The 18078-nt window shown below is 61.5% G+C and carries 11 protein-coding genes and 1 pseudogene; 11 read left to right on the top strand and 1 reads right to left on the bottom strand.

What is annotated here, in order from left to right; translation table 11 throughout:
• The first annotated feature begins 47 nt into the window (after positions 1-47).
• The 8 genes and pseudogenes from PRZ03_RS24065 to PRZ03_RS08475 all read left to right on the top strand — a co-directional run bounded on the left by PRZ03_RS24065 (position 48) and on the right by PRZ03_RS08475 (position 11428).
• Positions 48-2933, top strand: coding sequence for a methyl-accepting chemotaxis protein (locus tag PRZ03_RS24065; RefSeq protein ID WP_409993942.1), 2886 nt, complete (start codon positions 48-50; stop codon positions 2931-2933).
• A gap of 57 nt (positions 2934-2990) precedes the next feature.
• Positions 2991-3761 (top strand): annotated as a pseudogene (locus tag PRZ03_RS24060) (CHASE3 domain-containing protein); the annotation flags it as partial.
• Positions 3756-5477, top strand: coding sequence for a methyl-accepting chemotaxis protein (locus PRZ03_RS08505; RefSeq protein ID WP_409993947.1), 1722 nt, complete (start codon positions 3756-3758; stop codon positions 5475-5477). The pseudogene PRZ03_RS24060 and the gene PRZ03_RS08505, both read left to right, overlap by 6 nt.
• Before the next feature lie 65 nt (positions 5478-5542).
• Positions 5543-8257: a methyl-accepting chemotaxis protein gene (locus PRZ03_RS24160; protein WP_458296232.1), complete on the top strand. Its 2715-nt coding sequence runs from the start codon at positions 5543-5545 to the stop codon at positions 8255-8257.
• Between the two features lie 13 nt (positions 8258-8270).
• Positions 8271-8819: a chemotaxis protein CheW gene (locus tag PRZ03_RS08490; RefSeq protein ID WP_263533770.1), complete on the top strand. Its 549-nt coding sequence runs from the start codon at positions 8271-8273 to the stop codon at positions 8817-8819.
• 29 nt (positions 8820-8848) lie between these two features.
• Positions 8849-9661 (top strand): CheR family methyltransferase, encoded by an 813-nt coding sequence (locus PRZ03_RS08485; protein WP_263533769.1) that lies wholly within the window; start codon positions 8849-8851, stop codon positions 9659-9661.
• Complete coding sequence (locus PRZ03_RS08480; RefSeq protein WP_273599903.1) at positions 9654-10271, top strand: chemotaxis protein CheD; 618 nt, start codon at positions 9654-9656, stop codon at positions 10269-10271. The genes PRZ03_RS08485 and PRZ03_RS08480 overlap by 8 nt, the downstream gene beginning before the upstream one ends.
• Positions 10268-11428 (top strand): protein-glutamate methylesterase/protein-glutamine glutaminase, encoded by a 1161-nt coding sequence (locus PRZ03_RS08475; protein WP_273599901.1) that lies wholly within the window; start codon positions 10268-10270, stop codon positions 11426-11428. Before PRZ03_RS08480 ends, PRZ03_RS08475 begins: the two co-directional genes overlap by 4 nt.
• A gap of 11 nt (positions 11429-11439) precedes the next feature.
• On the opposite strand, the gene PRZ03_RS08470 is transcribed toward PRZ03_RS08475, so the two are convergent.
• On the bottom strand, positions 11440-11805 hold the full coding sequence (locus PRZ03_RS08470; RefSeq protein WP_263533766.1) for a response regulator transcription factor: 366 nt from the start codon (positions 11803-11805) through the stop codon (positions 11440-11442).
• A gap of 233 nt (positions 11806-12038) precedes the next feature.
• Between PRZ03_RS08470 and PRZ03_RS08465 the strand changes: the two genes are divergently transcribed.
• The 3 genes from PRZ03_RS08465 to PRZ03_RS08455 are packed head-to-tail and all read left to right on the top strand — an operon-like array spanning position 12039 to position 18035.
• Positions 12039-12914 carry a phosphate/phosphite/phosphonate ABC transporter substrate-binding protein gene (locus PRZ03_RS08465; protein ID WP_273599898.1) on the top strand — a complete coding sequence of 292 codons (876 nt, stop codon included), beginning with the start codon at positions 12039-12041 and terminating at the stop codon, positions 12912-12914.
• A gap of 31 nt (positions 12915-12945) precedes the next feature.
• Positions 12946-15255: a PAS domain-containing sensor histidine kinase gene (locus tag PRZ03_RS08460; RefSeq protein WP_273599896.1), complete on the top strand. Its 2310-nt coding sequence runs from the start codon at positions 12946-12948 to the stop codon at positions 15253-15255.
• Positions 15255-18035, top strand: a complete 2781-nt coding sequence (locus tag PRZ03_RS08455) for a CHASE domain-containing protein (RefSeq protein ID WP_273599894.1) — start codon at positions 15255-15257, stop codon at positions 18033-18035. The genes PRZ03_RS08460 and PRZ03_RS08455 overlap by 1 nt, the downstream gene beginning before the upstream one ends.
• The last annotated feature ends 43 nt before the right edge of the window (positions 18036-18078 follow it).

The raw sequence follows: 18078 nt of genomic DNA, 5'->3' as shown, positions 1-18078 counted from the left end.
CCCTTCACACCCTCAAGATCATCGTCAAAAAAGAAGGAAGTCCGATCATGCTTTCAGTGCTGCGCAAACTCATGCTTTGGCAACGCTTTGTGTTGCTCGCCGTGCTCGCGTTGCTGGCTTGCGGGGTTCCATCCACGATGGTGCTGAAGAACTTAGCGAAGCAAGTGAACACCGCTTCTGCAGAAGATGATGGCCTCGACCCCTTGCGCCCAACCGTACAGGTGCTCCGCTTGATGCAAATTCAGCGCGGCCTATCGGGCTTAGTATTGGCCAGCGACACCGCAGCTCAGTCCAAGTTGAATAGCGCGCAGGCTGATTTGACAGTTCAATTCGACCTGCTGGTGAAGGCCTTCCCATCGGATCAAATCGCCTACAAATCGAGCTTGCAGCGCGCCACCGCGTTGCAAGCGAGCTTGCTCAAATTACAAAGTCAGGTGGCAGCCAAGAGCATCGAACCCGCAGCCAGCTTCGCCGCGCACACCGAATTGGTCGGAGAGACCTTGCTGCTGATCGAAGGCATTGCCGACGCTTCAGGGCTCTCACTCGACCCTGAAGAAGCGACCTATTTTTTGATCACCGCGATGGCTGAGTACATCCCGCAACTGACCGAGTCCATCGCCCTGGTGCGCGGCAAGGGCTCGGCCATGGTCAAGCTCTTGAACAATGGCCAAGCGCTTGGCTCTAACGAATTGGCTGCTCTGAGCAATCTGCGGGAAAAGTCTGAGTTTTGGCGCTTACGCAATCAACGGCAAATGGAAAAGGCCTTGAAAAGTGATCCTCAGCTAGTTAAAACACTGGGCCAGTCAAGCCAAGACGCGCAAAGGCAAGCGGAAGTTTTTCTCAAGCAAGTCGACCAACAAATTGCTAGCGGCAAGCCCAGCATCAGCGCCGCTGAGCTGTTCGCCCAAGGCACTTTGGCGACCGATGCGCAGTTCGCGCTGTTCAAAACCGTCACTGACAATCTGGAGCAGTTGCTGCACGAACGCGTAGAGAGTTTGACTTGGCAACGTAATGTTGGCGGCGTGGCCTTGGGTGCATTGGTCTTGCTGTCCATGCTGTTAGGCGCGGCGATTGTGCGCTCGGTCACCCTACCCTTGCAGCGCGCCGTGGATGCAGCGCGCGCCGTGGCCGCAGGCGACTTGGCCTTCAACACCGAAGACAAAAACCGCGACGAAGTGGGCAATCTGCTCAGCAGCTTGGGCCAAATGCAGAGCAATCTGCGTGAGCGCATTGAGCGCGATGCCTTGATCAGCGCCGAAAACGGCCGCGTCAAAGAGGCGCTGGACAACACCAGCACCAATGTGATGCTGACCGATGAGCATTACCGCATCATCTATGGCAACCGCGCGCTGATGACCATGCTGAAGAAATTCGAAGTCGACTTCAAACAAGCCGCACCGAACTTCGATGTGCACAACATCATCGGCAAAACGGTCGACGATATGCACAAAAACCCGAGCCACCAGCGCGCCGTACTGGAGCGCATGCAAGGCCCGCACACGGCTCGCCTGAAAGCCGGCAGCCGCACCTTTGATCTGGTCATCAACCATGTTCGCAATGCTCAGGGGCAGCGCACCGGCACGATTTTGGAATGGAACGACCGCACCGATGAGCTGGCGGCGCTCGAGCGCGAGCTGCAAAAAGGCCGCGAGGGCCAACGCGTACAACAGGCGCTGGACGCAACCAGCAGCAATGTGATGATTGCCGACGCCGACGGCGTGATCGTCTTCATGAACAAGTCGCTGGTCTTGATGCTGCGCTCTAACGAGGGCGAGATTCGCAAGCAGTTGCCTCAGTTCGACTCGAACCGCTTGATCGGTATGAACTTTGACCGCTTCCACAAGAATCCAGCCCACCAGCGTGGGCTGATCGAACGGCTGACATCCGAGCATGTGGCCGAGATCAAGGTCGCCTCGGCCAGCTTCCGCTTGACCGCCAGCCCCATCATGGGCAGCGACGGCGCGCGCCTGGGCACGGTGGTGGAGTGGCGCGACCGCACGGCCGAACTGGCGGCCGAAGTTGAAGTGGGCGCCATGGTGGACGCGGCCAATGGCGGTGACTTCACCCAACGCATCGAAACCGAGGGGAAGGAGCCCTTCTTCAAGATGCTGGGTGAGAAGTTCAACTCGCTGGTCGAGACCGTCAGCAACACCATCCGCGAGGTGCGGGTGTCGGCCGATCAGCTCGGCGGCGCATCCAACCAAGTCTCGCAGACCTCGCAAAGCCTGTCGCACTCGGCCTCGCAGCAGGCCGCCAGCGTCGAAGAAACCACCGCTTCGCTGCAGGAGATGGCCGCTTCGGTGAAACAGAACTCCGACAGCGCCAATATCACCGATGGCATGGCGACCAAGGCCGCGCGCGAGGCGATGGAAGGCGGACAAGCCGTCAGCCAGACAGTGGACGCGATGAAGCAAATTGCCACCAAGATATCCATCATTGATGACATCGCTTACCAGACCAATCTGCTGGCCTTGAACGCCGCGATCGAAGCGGCTAGAGCAGGCGAGCATGGCAAGGGCTTTGCGGTGGTGGCGGCCGAGGTGCGCAAGCTGGCCGAGCGCAGCCAGGTGGCCGCGCAGGAGATCGGCACCTTGGCCGGCAACAGCGTCCAGCTAGCCGAAAAGGCAGGGGCGCTGCTCACAAACATGGTGCCATCGATCCAGAAGACCTCGGAGCTGGTGCAGGAGATTGCGGCCGCCTCGGGCGAGCAGTCGCAAGGCGTGGCGCAGATCAATGGCGCGATGAATCATCTGTCCACCGCCACGCAGCAGACCGCCTCGGCCTCGGAAGAGTTGTCGGCCACCGCCGAGCAGTTGTCCGCGCAGGCCACGCAGTTGCAGGAACAGATGGCCTTTTTCCGCCTTGCAGAAGATTCAAACGGCGGTTCAAGCAGTCACCATAGCCAGGACAAACGCAGACCCGGCAAGCGCTGATTTCTGCCTCGATCCAATTTTTTCCTGCCCCCCAGGCACACCCTTGGAGCCTTAAAAATGTCGATATCCAAACTGAGCGTAGGACAAAGGTTGGCAGGCGCGTTCACGCTCGTCGTCATCATTCTTGTGGCTGTCATTGCGCTGAGCCGGGTCAACCTTGGGCGCTACTCCGAGGCCAACGGTTGGAACATACACACCCGCGCGGTCTTGGAACAGGGCAGCAATATGTTGGGTGCCTTGGTCAATATCGAGACCGGCCAACGTGGCTTCATGATTGCCGGCAAGGATGAATTTCTAGAGCCCCTCATCGCAGGAAAAGCTGCCTTTTCAGAAGCTCACGCCAAGGCCAAAAAGTTGACCTCCGACAATGCGGAACAGCAAGTGAGGCTGGACAAGATCGCTAGCGCGCAGGCGGAATGGCTGAAAACTTCCGTCGAATCCAGCATCGCCGTGCGCCGCGCCGTGGACACCAATCTGTCGAAGTACGGCGACGTGATTGCCGTTGTCGGGTCGGGCAAAACCCAGATGGACGCGATGCGCAAGATGCTGGCCGACTTTGATGGCGCCGAGCGCGGCCTGCTGGTCACGCGCAACGCGACGATGGAATCCCTGCGCGATTTCACGTCGGCCGTGTTGCTTTACGGCGCCATCATCGGCTGCTTGCTGGCCGCATTTTTGGCTTATTGGGTCACTCGCGGCGTCACCCGCCCGCTGCAAGAAGCCATCGCCACCGCCAACGCCATTGGCCAAGGCAATTTGAACAACGATATCCCGACCGATGGGCAGGACGAGCCGGGCAAGGTCTTGGCCGCCTTGGCCGTGATGCAGACCGAGTTGCGCACACGCAATGAGCGCGACGCCTTGATCAGCGCCGAGAACGGCCGCGTCAAGGAGGCGCTGGACACCTCGGGCACCAATGTGATGCTGGCCGACGTGAACTTCAACATCATCTACGGCAACAAGTCGCTGATGACCATGTTGCAGAAGAACGAAAGCGAGATCCGAAAAGACTTGCCGCGCTTCGACGCCAGCAAACTGATAGGCAGCAATATCGATGACTTTCACAAAAACCCAAGCCACCAGCGCGGCATGCTGGAACGCTTGCAAGGCACCCACAATGCGCGCCTGAAGCTCGGTTCACGCACCATGGACTTGGTCATCAGCCATGTGCGAGACGCCCAGGGCACGCGTACCGGCACGATCGTCGAATGGACCGACCGCACCGATGAGTTGGCAGCGCTGGAGCGTGAACTGCAAATGGGCCGCGAAGGCCGCCGTGTGCAGCAGGCGCTCGACGCGACCAGCAGCAATGTGATGATTGCCGATGCCGATGGCGTGATCGTCTTCATGAACAAGTCGCTGATTCTGATGTTGCGCTCTAACGAAGGCGAGATCCGCAAGCAGCTGCCGCAGTTCGACTCGAACCGCTTGATCGGCATGAACTTCGACCGATTCCACAAAAACCCCGCCCATCAGCGCGGCTTGATCGACCGATTGACCACCGAGCATGTGGCCGAGATCAAGGTCGCTGCAGCGAGCTTTCGCTTGATTGCCAGCCCCATCATGGACACCGACGGCAAGCGCCTGGGCACGGTGGTGGAATGGCGCGACCGCACGGCCGAACTCGCGGCCGAGGTCGAGGTGGGCGCCATGGTGGACGCGGCCAATGGCGGCGACTTCACCCAACGCATCGCCTTGGAAGGCAAGGCCGAGTTCTTCAAGATGCTGGGCGAGAAGTTCAACTCGCTGGTCGAGACCGTCAGCAACACCATCCGCGAAGTGCGGGTGTCGGCCGATCAGCTCGGCGGCGCCTCGGATCAGGTCTCGCAAACTTCGCAGAGCCTGTCGCATTCGGCCTCGCAGCAGGCCGCCAGCGTCGAAGAAACCACCGCCTCGCTGCAGGAGATGGCGGCTTCCGTGAAGCAGAACTCCGACAGCGCCAATGTGACCGACGGCATGGCCACCAAGGCGGCACGCGAGGCCATCGAAGGCGGCCAAGCAGTCGGCCAGACGGTCGACGCGATGAAACAAATTGCCACCAAGATCTCCATCATTGACGACATTGCCTACCAAACCAATCTCCTCGCACTGAACGCGGCGATCGAAGCGGCCCGCGCCGGCGAGCATGGCAAGGGCTTTGCGGTGGTAGCGGCCGAGGTCAGGAAGCTGGCCGAACGCAGCCAGGTGGCCGCGCAGGAGATCGGCACCTTGGCCACCAACAGCGTCAAGCTGGCCGAAAAAGCCGGCACGCTGCTCACAAATATGGTGCCCTCGATCCAGAAGACCTCGGAGCTGGTGCAGGAGATTGCGGCCGCCTCGGGCGAGCAGTCGCAAGGCGTGGCGCAGATCAATGGTGCGATGAACCACCTCTCCACCGCGACGCAGCAGACGGCGTCAGCGTCGGAGCAGCTCTCGGCCACGGCTGAGGAGTTGTCTGCACAAGCGGCGCAGTTGCAAGAGCAGATGGCGTTTTTCAGGCTGGCCGATGATGACGGTGCTGCCGCTGCCGCCTCCGGCAACAAACGCAGGCCAAACCGGCACTGAAGGGAAGTTCGCATCAGGTTTCACAGCGAGCGAGAAAAACAGCAATAAGAAAGCGAGACAGCAATATGCGCAGCAATCTCCCCGTCACTCAGCAGGAATATGTGCTGAGAGAAGGCATGACCATCGTGTCACGCACCGACCTGAAGGGCCGCATCACCTATATCAACGATGACTTCATCGAGGCCAGCGGCTTCGCGGAAGCCGAGTTGATCGGCCAGCCACACAATCTGGTGCGCCACCCGGACATGCCGGAAGAAGCCTTCGACGATATGTGGAAGGTGTTGAAGGACGGCAGGCCCTGGACCGGTCTGGTTAAGAACCGCTGCAAGAACGGCAACTTCTACTGGGTGCTGGCCAATGCGACGCCGGTCAAGGAGGGCGAGGCGGTGGTCGGCTATATGTCGGTGCGCACCCGACCCGAGCGCGAGCAAGTCGCCGCCGCCGACGCGCTCTACCGCAAGTTCAAGGAAGGCAAGGCCCAGGGTTGGGCCATACGTGAAGGTCAAGGTGTGCGTCCCGGCATGATCGACAGCTTGCAGCGCAGCCTGGGGGCTTTGAGTCTGGGCAGCAAAACCCTGTCTTGCGCGTTGCTGCTGATCGCCGGCGGTCTGGGTCTGGGTCTGGCCTGGCCGAACATGAATATTGGGTTGGGGCTGCCTGCGCTGGCCTTGCTGCTTTTGGGTGCGTGGGGCCTGAGAGCCACCGCTGTGCGTCTGAGCAGCACGCTGAGCCGGGCTGGTGGGCAGTTTGAGCAATTCGGCCAGGGTCGCTTTGACGGTGTCGTCGAAGTCAGTGGCCGCGATGAGTTAGCGGCCATGATGCTGGCGCTGAAACGTGTACAGACCCGCTTGGGCTTCGAGTTCGCTGACACCAAGAAACGCGCGGACGATGCAGAGCGCATCCGCCAGGCCCTGGATGTGGCCGCCACCAATATGATGGTGGCCGACCCCGGCTACAACATCATCTACGGCAACGCCTCGCTGCGCGCGATGCTGGCTGCCGCCGAAGCAGATATCCGCAAAGACCTGCCGAACTTCAACGCGGCCACCTTGATGGGCACCAATATCGACGGTTTCCACAAGAACCCGGCCCATCAGCGCGGCATGCTCGACCGCTTGACAGGCGCTCACAAAACCCGCTTGACCATAGGCGGGCGGCGCTTTGACTTGATCGTCAATCCGGTGATCACTGCCGGCAAACGCCTGGGCACTGTGGTCGAGTGGAAGGACATGACGGCCGAGTTGGCGGCGCTGGAGCGCGAGGCCTTGCTGGCGGCCGAAAACTCGCGGGTCAAGCAAGCACTGGACATCTGCTCCACCAATGTGATGATCGCCGACCCCGACGGCAACATCATCTACAACAACGCCTCGGCCGCCCAGATGATGCAACGCAATGAGGGCGAGCTGCGCAAGGTCTTGCCGCAATTCAATGCGCGCGCCATCGTCGGCTCCAACTTCGACCAGTTCCACCGTAACCCGGCGCATCAGCGCAATCTGCTCGGCGCTTTGAAGGGCGAGTACAAGACCGAGTTGAAGGTCAGCAGCCTCACCTTCGGCCTGACCGCTAACCCGATCAACGACAGCGCAGGCGTGCGCCTGGGCACGGTGGTGGAGTGGAAAGACCGCACGCTGGAAGTTGCGGTGGAGAACGAGATCGGAGGCATGGTCGACGGCGCCACCCATGGCGACTTCGCACAGCGTGTACCGCTCGAAGGCAAGGAGCCCTTCTTCCGCATGCTGGGCGAAAAGTTCAACACCCTGGTCGACACCGTCAGCAGCACCATCCGCGAGGTACGCACTGCGGCCGATCAGCTGAGCGGCGCCTCGGATCAGGTGTCACAAACCTCGCAGAGCCTGTCGCATTCGGCCTCGCAGCAAGCCGCCAGCGTCGAAGAGACCACGGCGCAGCTGCATGAGATGGCATCGTCGGTGAAACAGAACTCCGACAGCGCCAATCTGACCGACGGCATGGCTACGCAGGCGGCCAAAGAGGCGATACAAGGCGGGCAAGCCGTCAATCAAACGGTAGAGGCGATGAAGCAAATCGCCACCAAGATTTCCATCATCGATGACATTGCCTATCAAACCAATTTGCTGGCCCTGAATGCAGCGATCGAGGCGGCCCGAGCGGGTGAACATGGCAAGGGCTTTGCGGTGGTGGCTGCCGAGGTGCGCAAGCTGGCCGAGCGCAGCCAGGTGGCCGCGCAGGAGATCGGCACGCTGGCGGGAAATAGCGTGCAAATGGCCGAGCAGGCCGGCACGCTGCTCAGCAATATGGTGCCCTCGATCCAGAAGACCTCGGAGCTGGTGCAGGAGATTTCGGCTGCGTCCAGCGAGCAAGCCGAGGGCGTGGCGCAGATCAATGCAGCGATGAACCATCTTTCGGCCACCACGCAGCAAACCGCCTCGGCCTCCGAGCAACTGTCGGCCACGGCCGAGCAGCTGTCGGCGCAAGCGGCGCAGTTGCAAGACCAGATGGCCTTTTTCAAGCTGGCCGATGACAGGGCCGCGCGCCATACCGACAACAGCGCCGACAAGTTCAGCCCCCATCACAGCGCCCCAGGCAAGGCCGGCATGGCGGCGCCCAAGCGCCCTCAATCGGTTGCGCAAAAGTTGCAGCAATACAAAGCGCCAAGCGGCAGCTCACATGGCAGCTCACAAGGCAACACACAGAGCGCCTCACCCAGCCCGGCCCCTGCCGCCAGCAGTCAGGGCAGACCGAGCAAGCCCGTCAAGCCCGGTGGGGGCGAAGTGGATGAATCGTTTTTCAAACGTTTTTGATTGAGGACTCAGCATGAGCAGATCCACACGCGAAGCCCCGGCCGACCGCCTGCGCGGCGCTATCGCCGAACAAGCCGCTGCCGGCCCGATGTGCCAGATGCTGCGCTTGGCCGTCGGGCATGAAACCCTGGTGGTGCCGATTGAGGCGGTACGCGAAATCCTCGAGGTGGGGCGCATGACGCCGCTGCCGCAGACCCCCGACTTTGTGCGCGGGGTGATGAATCTGCGCGGCGCGGTGGTGCCGGTGATCGACCTCAGTGCGCGCTTTGGCTTTGGCCCCACCGTGATAGGCCGCCGCTCCGCCATCATCGTGGTGGAGGCCAAGGGCGATGACGACTTCGACCGCTTGATTGCCGGCGTGCTGGTGGACGCGGTGTTCGAGGTTCTGGACGTGGACTCCAAACGGATCGAGCCTGTGCCCAGCTTGGGCGTGGGCGTGGCGGGCGAGTTTCTGGCCGGCATGGTCAATGTGGCGAGTGGTTACGCGGCGCTGCTCAATCTAGATCAAGTCTTGTCGCCGGTGGCACTGTCGGCCTTGATCGCCGATGCACAGCTGGCCTGAACAGGCCTAAACAGTCCCTCGCAGCCATCATGTCCCAACTCACCGTCGAATCCTTCAACGCCATCACGGCGCTGTTCCACCGTATCTCCGGCATCAAGTTGGTCGAAAGCAAGCATGCCTTGGTGCAAAGCCGTTTGCAAAAGCTCAGCACCGATTCGGGCGAAGACGACATCAATGTCTTCGTTCAAAAAATGGTGCGTGGGCAGATGCCCGAGGCCATGCTGGTCAGCGTGGTGGACAAGCTGACCACCAACGAGACCTATTTCTTCCGTGAGCCGCAGCATTTTGAAGACCTGGCCAAGCGGGCCGAGGCGCACCGTGATGGCTCGGAGTTTTTGGTCTGGAGCGGCGCCTCGTCCTCGGGCGAAGAGGCCTACAGCATCGCCATGACCTTGGCCGACAAGTTTGGCCTGAACAAGGGCAGCCGGCCCTGGTCCATCCGCGGCACCGACCTTTCCACCAGCGTGGTGGAGAGTGCGCGCCAGGGCCTCTACCCGATGGAGCGCGCGCGCAATGTGCCGCAGGATTTTTTGAAGCGCTTTTGCCTGCAAGGCTTCGGGCCCTACGAAGGGCAAATTTTGATTCAGCGCGAACTGCGCGCCAGGGTGCAGTTCCAATGCGCCAACCTGATGCAAACGCTGCCGGCCTTGCCCATGTTTGACGTGATTTTTTTACGCAATGTCTTGATCTATTTCGACGGACCCGCCAAAACCGCCATCGTCACCCGGGTGATCGAACGACTCAAGCCCGGCGGCGTGCTATACCCTGGACATGCGGAGTCACTCGCGGCGCTGAACCTTCCTCTCAAGGCTATAGCACCGGCAATCTATCAACATGCATAAGCACAAGCCAACCCATTCAGCGGCAGGGAACACACCTCTCGGGCAGCATGCGCCGCCCGTGCGCCCCGCCGCTGCGGTGAAAGCTCCGCTGTCGGCGTTTTCAACCCTCAACGCGATCCCGCAAATCATCAATCTGATGCCGGGGCAATGGCATTTTGGTCAGGGCGCCACGCTCAAGACCCTGCTGGGTTCCTGTGTTGCGATCACGCTGTGGCATCCGCTTAAGCGCTACGGCGGCATGTGCCATTTCCTCTTGCCCAGCCGGGCCAGCCGAGGCCAAGGCCCTTTGGATGGCCGCTATGGAGACGAGGCGGTGGAGCTATTGCTGCAGAGCATCGCCCGCACCGGCACCAAGCCGAGTGATTACATCGCCCATCTCTACGGCGGGGCCGACACCATGCCCGACGGCATGAACGTCAAATTCAATGTCGGCGAGCGCAATATCGAGCAAGGCTGGGCCTTGATCGACAACAACGGCTTTCAGCTCAAGGATGTCGATGTCGGCGACAACGTGCCGCGCACCGTCGTGATTGATCTGGCCAGCGGCCGGGTCGAGGTCAAACGCAGCCAAGCGCCAGGCGCGCCGGGTACCTTGGGCGCCCGCAAATGAGCGCACCCAACCAAGCGCCCTTGCGCGTCGCCATCATTGACGACTCGGCCGTGGTGCGCAAGCACCTCAGCGGCTTGTTGGAGGCCGCCGGCATCCGGGTCAGCATCACCGCCAGCGACCCCTTGTTCGCCTGGCCCAAATTAGAGGCGGATTGGCCCGACGTGCTGGTGCTGGACGTCGAGATGCCGCGCATGGACGGCATTACGTTTTTGAAGCGCGTGATGAGCGAACACCCGATGCCGGTGGTGATGTGCTCGACGCTGACCGAGGCCGGCTGCGAAACCACCATGCAGGCCTTGGCGGCCGGTGCGGTCGGCTTTGTGACCAAACCCAAGATAGGCTTGCGCGACTTTCTGGAAGACCCGGGCAATGGCCTGGTGGGCGCGGTGCGGGCAGCGGCGCGCGCCAATGTGCGCGCCTTGCCCAGCCAGATGGCAGGGCAAATGGCCAGTCAAATTGCCGGCCAGGGCTCAGGCCTGCAAACCCAGCAAATGAGTGCGGGCCGCGCGAGTCGGCCCTCCCCCATCATGGCCATCAGCGCCATGGCCATGGCCGAAACCACAGACCGCGTGATTGCCTTCGGCAGCTCCACCGGCGGGGTACAGACCATTGAATCGGTGCTCAAGCAACTGCCCCGCACCTGCCCGGGCATCGTGCTGGTGCAACATATGCCGGAGAAGTTCACCCATTCCTTTGCCGCACGGCTCAACACCGTGACCGACCTGGAAGTGATGGAAGCCAAGGATGGCGACCGCGTCATCAACGGCCGCGTGCTGGTCGCCCCGGGCGGGCGGCATATGCAGCTCAAGCGCAGCGGCGCCCAATATGTGGTGGAAGTGCGCGATGGGCCGCTGGTCAACCACCACAAGCCTTCGGTCGACATCTTGTTCAAATCGGTCGCACATTGCGCCGGGCGCAATGCCATCGGGGCGATCTTCACCGGCATGGGCGACGACGGCGCACGCGGCTTGTTGGAGATGCGCAAAGCCGGCGCCATGACCTTGGCGCAAGATGAAGCCAGCTGTGTGGTCTACGGCATGCCCAAGGCAGCCGCCGAGCTCGGCGCCGCCCAGCATGTGGTGGCCTTGAGCGATATGGCCGCAGCTCTGCTCAAATTAAGCGGTATGGCGCCGGGAGCTGTCAGCTTTGGCTCATGAGGCTGCGCCGCTCAGGCCAGCACCTTGTCGATGACCTTCATCAGCTCCATCGGGCTGAAAGGCTTGATCAGGTACTCGTCGGCACCGGCGCTCAAGCCGGCTTGACGGTCGCTTTCTTGCCCGCGTGCGGTCAACAAAATGACCTTGGAGGCACGCATCACCGGGTCGGCCTTGACCTTTTCGCAGACCTGCAGGCCGTTGAGCCCGCCGGGCATCATCACGTCCAACAAGATCAAGTCGGGCAAGAAACTGCCGGCCTTGGCCAGTCCGATATCGCCGTTAGGCGCCTCGTCGATTTCGTAATCGTCAAACTCCAAGGTCACACGAATCAGCTCGCGGATTTCGTCCTGGTCTTCAACGATCAAAATCTTCTTCATAGACGCGTCCTGAACCGAATAGTCATTGCCTCGAATAATGCCTGAAATTTACGGTTACAGGGCCACCAAATCGGTCTGACATCGGTCAAACTGCACCCGAAAGACAAGCTCTTTTCGCCCGGCTAAAGTTTGCACCGAGTGAGGCCGAAAGCCATGGGTATACCTGGAGCGTGCCGCGCATGGCTGCGCAGCTTGCGCGCCTTCTCAAAAGAATCCGACCGGAGCCAAGTCGCATGAAGACCAACCCTGTTTTTTCCGCCGCCAAGCGCTTGGCAATGAAGCTGGCACTGGGCTTGGCCCTGCCCTTGTGCGGCTTGACAGCGCAGGCCGCCGAAGAGCAGGCCTACCGCTTCTCGCCGGTCAATCAAGCCAGCATCGCCTTGTCGGCAGACTACTGGAACCCCATCGTCGCCTATGTGTCGGAAAAAAGCGGCGTCAAGCTGGTGCTCAAAATCGGCCGCACTTCGGCCGACACCACCGCCTATGTGCTGGCCCAAGAGGTGGAGTTTGTTTTCAGCAACCATCTGTTCAGCCCGGAACGCGACAAGCTCGGCTGGAAGGTCTTCGGGCGCCGCTTGACGCCGCCCATCCACGGCCAGCTGATCGTGCCGGCCGAGTCCACCATCACCGACCTGACCCAGCTCGGCGGCAAAGACGTGGTCTACCCCGGCCCCGAGGCCTTTGTGTCCTACAAAGTGCCTTACGCCCAGCTCTTGAACCAAAAAGTCGATGCCAAGGTGGTGTTTGCCGGCAATACCGACAGCGCCTTGGCCCAGCTCTTCAGCGGCCGGGTCGCAGCAGCCGGCGTCAACTCTCAGCTGGCCGAGAACTACGCCCGCCGTGAAGGCAAGAAGTTCCGGGTGCTGTGGAGCTCGGAGCCCTTGCACGACCTGGCTTTGATGGCTGCGGCCAAGGTGCCGGAAAAAGACGTTCAGGCCGTGGCCAAGGCCTTCGCCGGCATGCACAAAGACCCCAAAGGCCAGGCCATTTTGCAAGAGGTTTCCAAGCATATTGGTCTGACCCAAGAGGCCTACTTCATCAACTCCGATGGCAGCGAGTACGCGCCTTATCGCAAGTTCTACCAGACGGCCCCGGCGCAGTTGCGCTAGGCAAGGCATCCTCCAGGCTTGATCCTCCGCCATGCTGCTCAGCCGTTTGCTACCGTCCAGTTTGATCGGGCGGGTGTTCCTGCTTTATTTGATTTCGATGCTGATCTTCATGGGCGGGGCGATGGGCTGGTATGCCTCCCGCAGCTATAGCAACAGCATCAACAGCGCACAAGATTCGGCCGATACCCTGATCAGCCTGCTCGGGCCCGTGGTCAGCGATTCGGCCGTGATCGGAGACTACGAGACGATTGAGCGAGCCCTGGAGCGCAGCGCCAAACATGCCGACATCGGGGCCGCGCTCTTCATCGACCTGAAGGGCGGGCGCATCGAGCGGCGCGCCCACGCGACGCCGCGCTCGCGGGCGCCGCTCTGGTTGGAGCATGACATCGACGAGCAACTCGGTGACCTCAACCTCACCATCGCTGCGGGTGGCAAGGACTATGGCGTGCTGCGCCTGCACTTCAACAGCGAGCAGATCGCCAGCGATTTTTGGCAGCAGACGATCTTCGCCCTGAGCTTGGCGGGCCTGAGCCTGCTGGCCAGCCTGGGCCTGGTCTGGTGGCCCCTGAAACACTGGTTAGGCAATTTGGGCCAGATCCAGGCCTTTGGTGAGCAGATGCAGGTGGCGGGCGGGGTCCTGAGCCCGATGCTGTCGGAGGATGCGCCGCTGGAGTTCCGCAAAACCTTTGAGGTGCTGAATCAAGCGGCGCACTCCTTGCAGCTGGAGCGTGAGCGGGCGGCCGTCACCTTGGCGGCCATCGGCGACGGCATCGCCACCACCGACGCAGCGGGGCTGATCATGTTGGCCAACCCGGTCTTGGCCGAGATGCTGGGTCGCACGCAAGCGGCTCTATTGGGGCAATTGATTCAAAGCTTGGTGCCCGAGCTGCCGGCCGAGCTGCCGCGCGATTCGGGCTCAGCCAAGAGCTGGACTGTGCGCGTGCGCCCCGCCCACGCGCAAGCCCTGGCTCAAACCAAGACACAGGCCATGGGCCGCTTCAAGGTGCTGGATCTGAGCGTGTCTTTGATCAGCGGTGCAGACGGCCAGGTAGCCGGCTATGTGCTGGCATTTCGGGACATCACCGAGCAACAAGCGCTCGAGGACCGCCTGCAGAGCGAGTTGAGCGAGCGGGCAAGGGCTTTGCAGACCTTGCGCAGCATGCTGCAGGCGCCTACCAGCGGCACGCAGAGCAGCGGCAGTAGCGACGACATCAGCGCCGTCCTGCAGCTGGTGCAGACCCTGCTGGCCAGCCTGCGCGAGCGGGGCGAGCAACTCGCGACCATTTTTGCGCTCAGCCCGGACGGCTTTGTGTCCTTCGATGCCGATCGGGTGACGCGTTACATCAGCCCCGCTTTCGCACGTTTGGCCGGGCTCGCAGCCGGAACCGGGCTGGGCCTGCACGAAGATGAGCTGATGCAGCAAATGACGGCCAACTGCCCGCCAAGCGCGCTGCGACTGGAGTTCTCTCAGCTGCGCCAGGGCAAGCAGCGCATTGAGCTGGAGCGGCCGACCCGCCGGGTGCTGGAGTTGAGCCTGCATGAAGGCAGGCCGGGGGAAAACCAGGTCGAGGGGCAAGAAAAAAACGTCTCGCAGCTGCTGCACCTGAGCGATGTCACCCATCAGGTCGAAGTTGAACAGATGAAGAGCGAGTTCTTGTCCACCGCCGCGCATGAGTTGCGCACGCCGATGGCCAGCATCTACGGCTTCACCGAACTGTTGATGACGCGCGAGGTGTCGCCCGAGAAGCAAAAGCTGATGCTCGCGCGCATTTACCGTCAATGCGAGGCGATGATCGCCATCCTCAATGAGTTGCTCGATCTGGCCCGCATCGAAGCGCGCCGAGGCAAGGACTTCGAACTTGAGCGCTGCGAGCTCAACAGCTTGGTGGATGAGGTGGTGCAGGACTACCCGCCGCCGGCCGAGCGCAACGCGCCGCTGCTGAATTTCGCTTTGCCACAGGTCCAGGTCCATGTGGACCGCAAGAAGCTGCAGCAGGTGCTGCGCAATTTGCTCTCCAACGCCTACAAATACTCACCCGACGGCGGCGAAGTCAGGGTGCAGGTGTTTGCCGACCCGGCCGAAGACAGCAGGTGCGTCTGCATCGAAGTGCAGGATCAAGGCATAGGCATGACGCCGGAGGAGCTGTCGCATGTCAGCGAGCGCTTCTACCGGGCCGATAAGTCCGGCACCGTACTCGGCACCGGACTGGGCATGAGCATCGTCAAAGAAATCATTGACCTGCTTGGCGGCCAGATGAGCTTGAGCAGCGAACCCGGCCAAGGCACCACGGTGCGCCTGAGCTTGCCAAGGCTGGATGCCTCGCTCACAGAGGGCACGTGATGCGCCAGGGCTTGCAGTGGCTTCATAGCAGGGCCTACCCGCTGCGCGTCTTGCTGGAAGTGGCCGGCTTGTTCTTGCTGGCCAATGTGCTGCAGCGACTCTGGCTCAGGGCAGTCCTGGAGGAGCAGCGTTGGGAACTGGGCGTTTGGGCGGAGCTGCTGCTCTACACATTGCCGGTTTGCGCCTTGATGGTGTGGCGCGGCATTCGGCTGGCCAGGCAAAGCATGGCGGAGCGGGTAGGCCGACGCCTGCGCCCACTGATTTTGAATTGCTGCGCCGTCTTCGCGCTGGGCCTGACGCTGAGCGCAGGCCTGGTGCATTACCAGATTGAAAGCGTCAAAAGCACCGCGCAAGCACGCTTCGATCACCTGGTGGAGCTGCTGGCCGGTGATGTCAAGCTGCGCTTTGATCTGCCCGCCAAGGGCTTGCGTGGGCTGGCCGCCCTGTTCGAGGCTCGGCTGCAGTTTTATGAAGATGAGTTCAGGCGTTATGTGGTGGCCCGCAATATGCTGCGGGACTTCCCAGGTGTGAGCGGCTTCGGCTTCATCGAGCGAGTCGAGCGGGACGAGTTGGAGAACTTCTTGCAGCGTGAACAAACACGCACACATGAGCTCAAGCTCTCGACGTCCGGTGACGCCGCCGATCTCTTCATCGTCAAATACATCGAGCCGCTGGAGAACAACTTGCCCGCGCTGGGTTTCGATCTTGGCGCCGAGCCGGTGCGCCGCGCCGCCGCCGAGCGCGCGCTGCGCAGCGGGCAAGCTACGTTGACACCTTTTCTCAAGCCCATCCCCAACCCGCAAAGCAGCATCCGATCCTCGGACTTTTTGTTTCTTTTGCCCTTGCATCACATCGGCGCCGAACTGAGCACCGAGCCGCAGCGCTTGGCTGCCAGCGCCGGCCTGCTCTATGCGCCGATCAAGCTGAGCGAACTGCTCGCCGATATCGGTCACAACACGCAAGGCCTGCTGAGCTTCAAGTTGTTCGAAGGCAGCAACACAGTGCCTGCGGCCTTGCTGTTTGAACTTGACGGCGAGCGCCCCCGGGAAGCACCAGGCCCGGCCTCGGGCGCCGACCAGCAAGAGCATATGTTCCAGGTCTCGCAGACCATTTTCGTTGGCGGGCAGCCGCTGACCTTGCTGCTGACCAGCACCCATCAATTTGACGCCTTGGTGATCGAAGGCAAGCCTTTTTGGGCCGGCGTGGGCGGGGTCGCCCTGAGCATGATGAGCGTGATGGTGCTGTGGTTGTTTGGTATCGGCCGCGCCCGCGCCTTGTTCATCGCCGACGAAATGACGGCCGGTTTTCGCCAGGCCAGCACCGAGGCCGAAGCCGCGCTGCGCGAACACCAGTTTTTGCTCGACACCCTCAAGCACCACTCACTGGTCTCCAGCGCCGACGCCAAAGGTTTGTTCACTTACGCCAATGACGAGTTTTGCCTGGTCAGCGGATACCGCAGAGATGAGTTGCTGGGTGAGCGCTTCGATATCGTGGCCACACTGCCGGAGTCACTGGCGACCTTGAACGACGCACGTGGGCAGATCTTTCGGGGCAAGCTCTGGTCGGGCGAGCTGGGTCATTTGAATAAACAAGGGCAGGCCTACTGGGTCAAAACCACCATCGCACCATTTCTCGACGCCAGCGGCCAAGTTGAACGCTTTGTGGCCATCCATACCGACATCAGCCGGCAAAAACAGGCCGAGACCGAGATGCGCCTGCGCAGCGAGCAACTGGCCGCCATCTTTGCGCTCAGCCCGGACGGCTTTGTGTCCTTCGATGCGCAGCACCTGGTGCGCTACATCAGCCCGGCCTTCAACACGCTGACCGGCCTGAGCAGCGCCGCCGTGCTGGGCCTGGAGGCCGACGCCTTGCTGGCCTTGCTGGCGCAACAAGGGGCTGAGTCTGCAGCGAGGGTGAGCATGGCCCAGCTGCATGAGGCCAGCCATGTGATCGAACTCGAACGGCCCACGCACAGGGTGCTGGAGCTGACCTTGCGCCAAGGCCAAAGCATCGAGATCGCACAGGTCTTGCAGCTGCGCGACGTCAGCCACCAGGTCGAGGTCGACAGAATGAAAAGCGAGTTCCTGCATACCGCTGCGCATGAGTTGCGCACGCCGATGGCGAGCATTTACGGCTTCAGCGAGCTGCTGATTTCGCGCGATATGGCGCCTGAGCGGCAAAAGCAGTTCTTGAAGAAGATCTACAGCCAAAGCCAGGTGATGGTGGCCATCATCAATGACTTGCTTGACCTGGCGCGTATGGAGGCGCGCGGCGACAAGGACCTCAACTTGCAGCGAGTCGAACTCGGTGCGGTGCTGGCACAGGCGGTGGAACAGTTTGAAGTGCCCGAGGGCCGCGCCGCGGTGGAGCTCGACCTGGCTGCGGCGCCCTGCTTCGTCAAGATCGACGCCAACAGCGTGCTGCATGTGTTGCGCAACCTGCTCTCGAACGCCTACAAATATTCTCCCGCCGGTGGCGCGGTGCAGTTGCGCATGCTTGGCTCCACGGCCACACAAGTTTGCTTCGAGGTGCAGGATCACGGCATCGGCATGAGCGCCGAGCAGCTCTCGCACATCACCGAGCGCTTTTACCGCGCCGACAAATCCGGCACGGTCTTGGGCGCCGGGCTGGGCATGAGCATCGTCAAAGACATCCTCGACTTGCAAGGCGGAGAACTGAAAATCACCAGCGAACCGGGGCTAGGCAGCACGGTGCGCGTGTTGCTGCCGATCAGTCAGGCCGAGCTCAGCCCGCCTCAATCGACGCTCCTACCGGGCTAAACCCTTGTTGTTCTGGCGTCCATGACTCAAGATGTGCTGGCCT

Source organism: Roseateles albus (genome assembly GCF_028595345.1).
In the GTDB taxonomy this organism is placed as follows: domain Bacteria; phylum Pseudomonadota; class Gammaproteobacteria; order Burkholderiales; family Burkholderiaceae_C; genus Paucibacter_A; species Paucibacter_A albus.
This window is presented reverse-complemented; position numbering and strand designations above follow the sequence as displayed.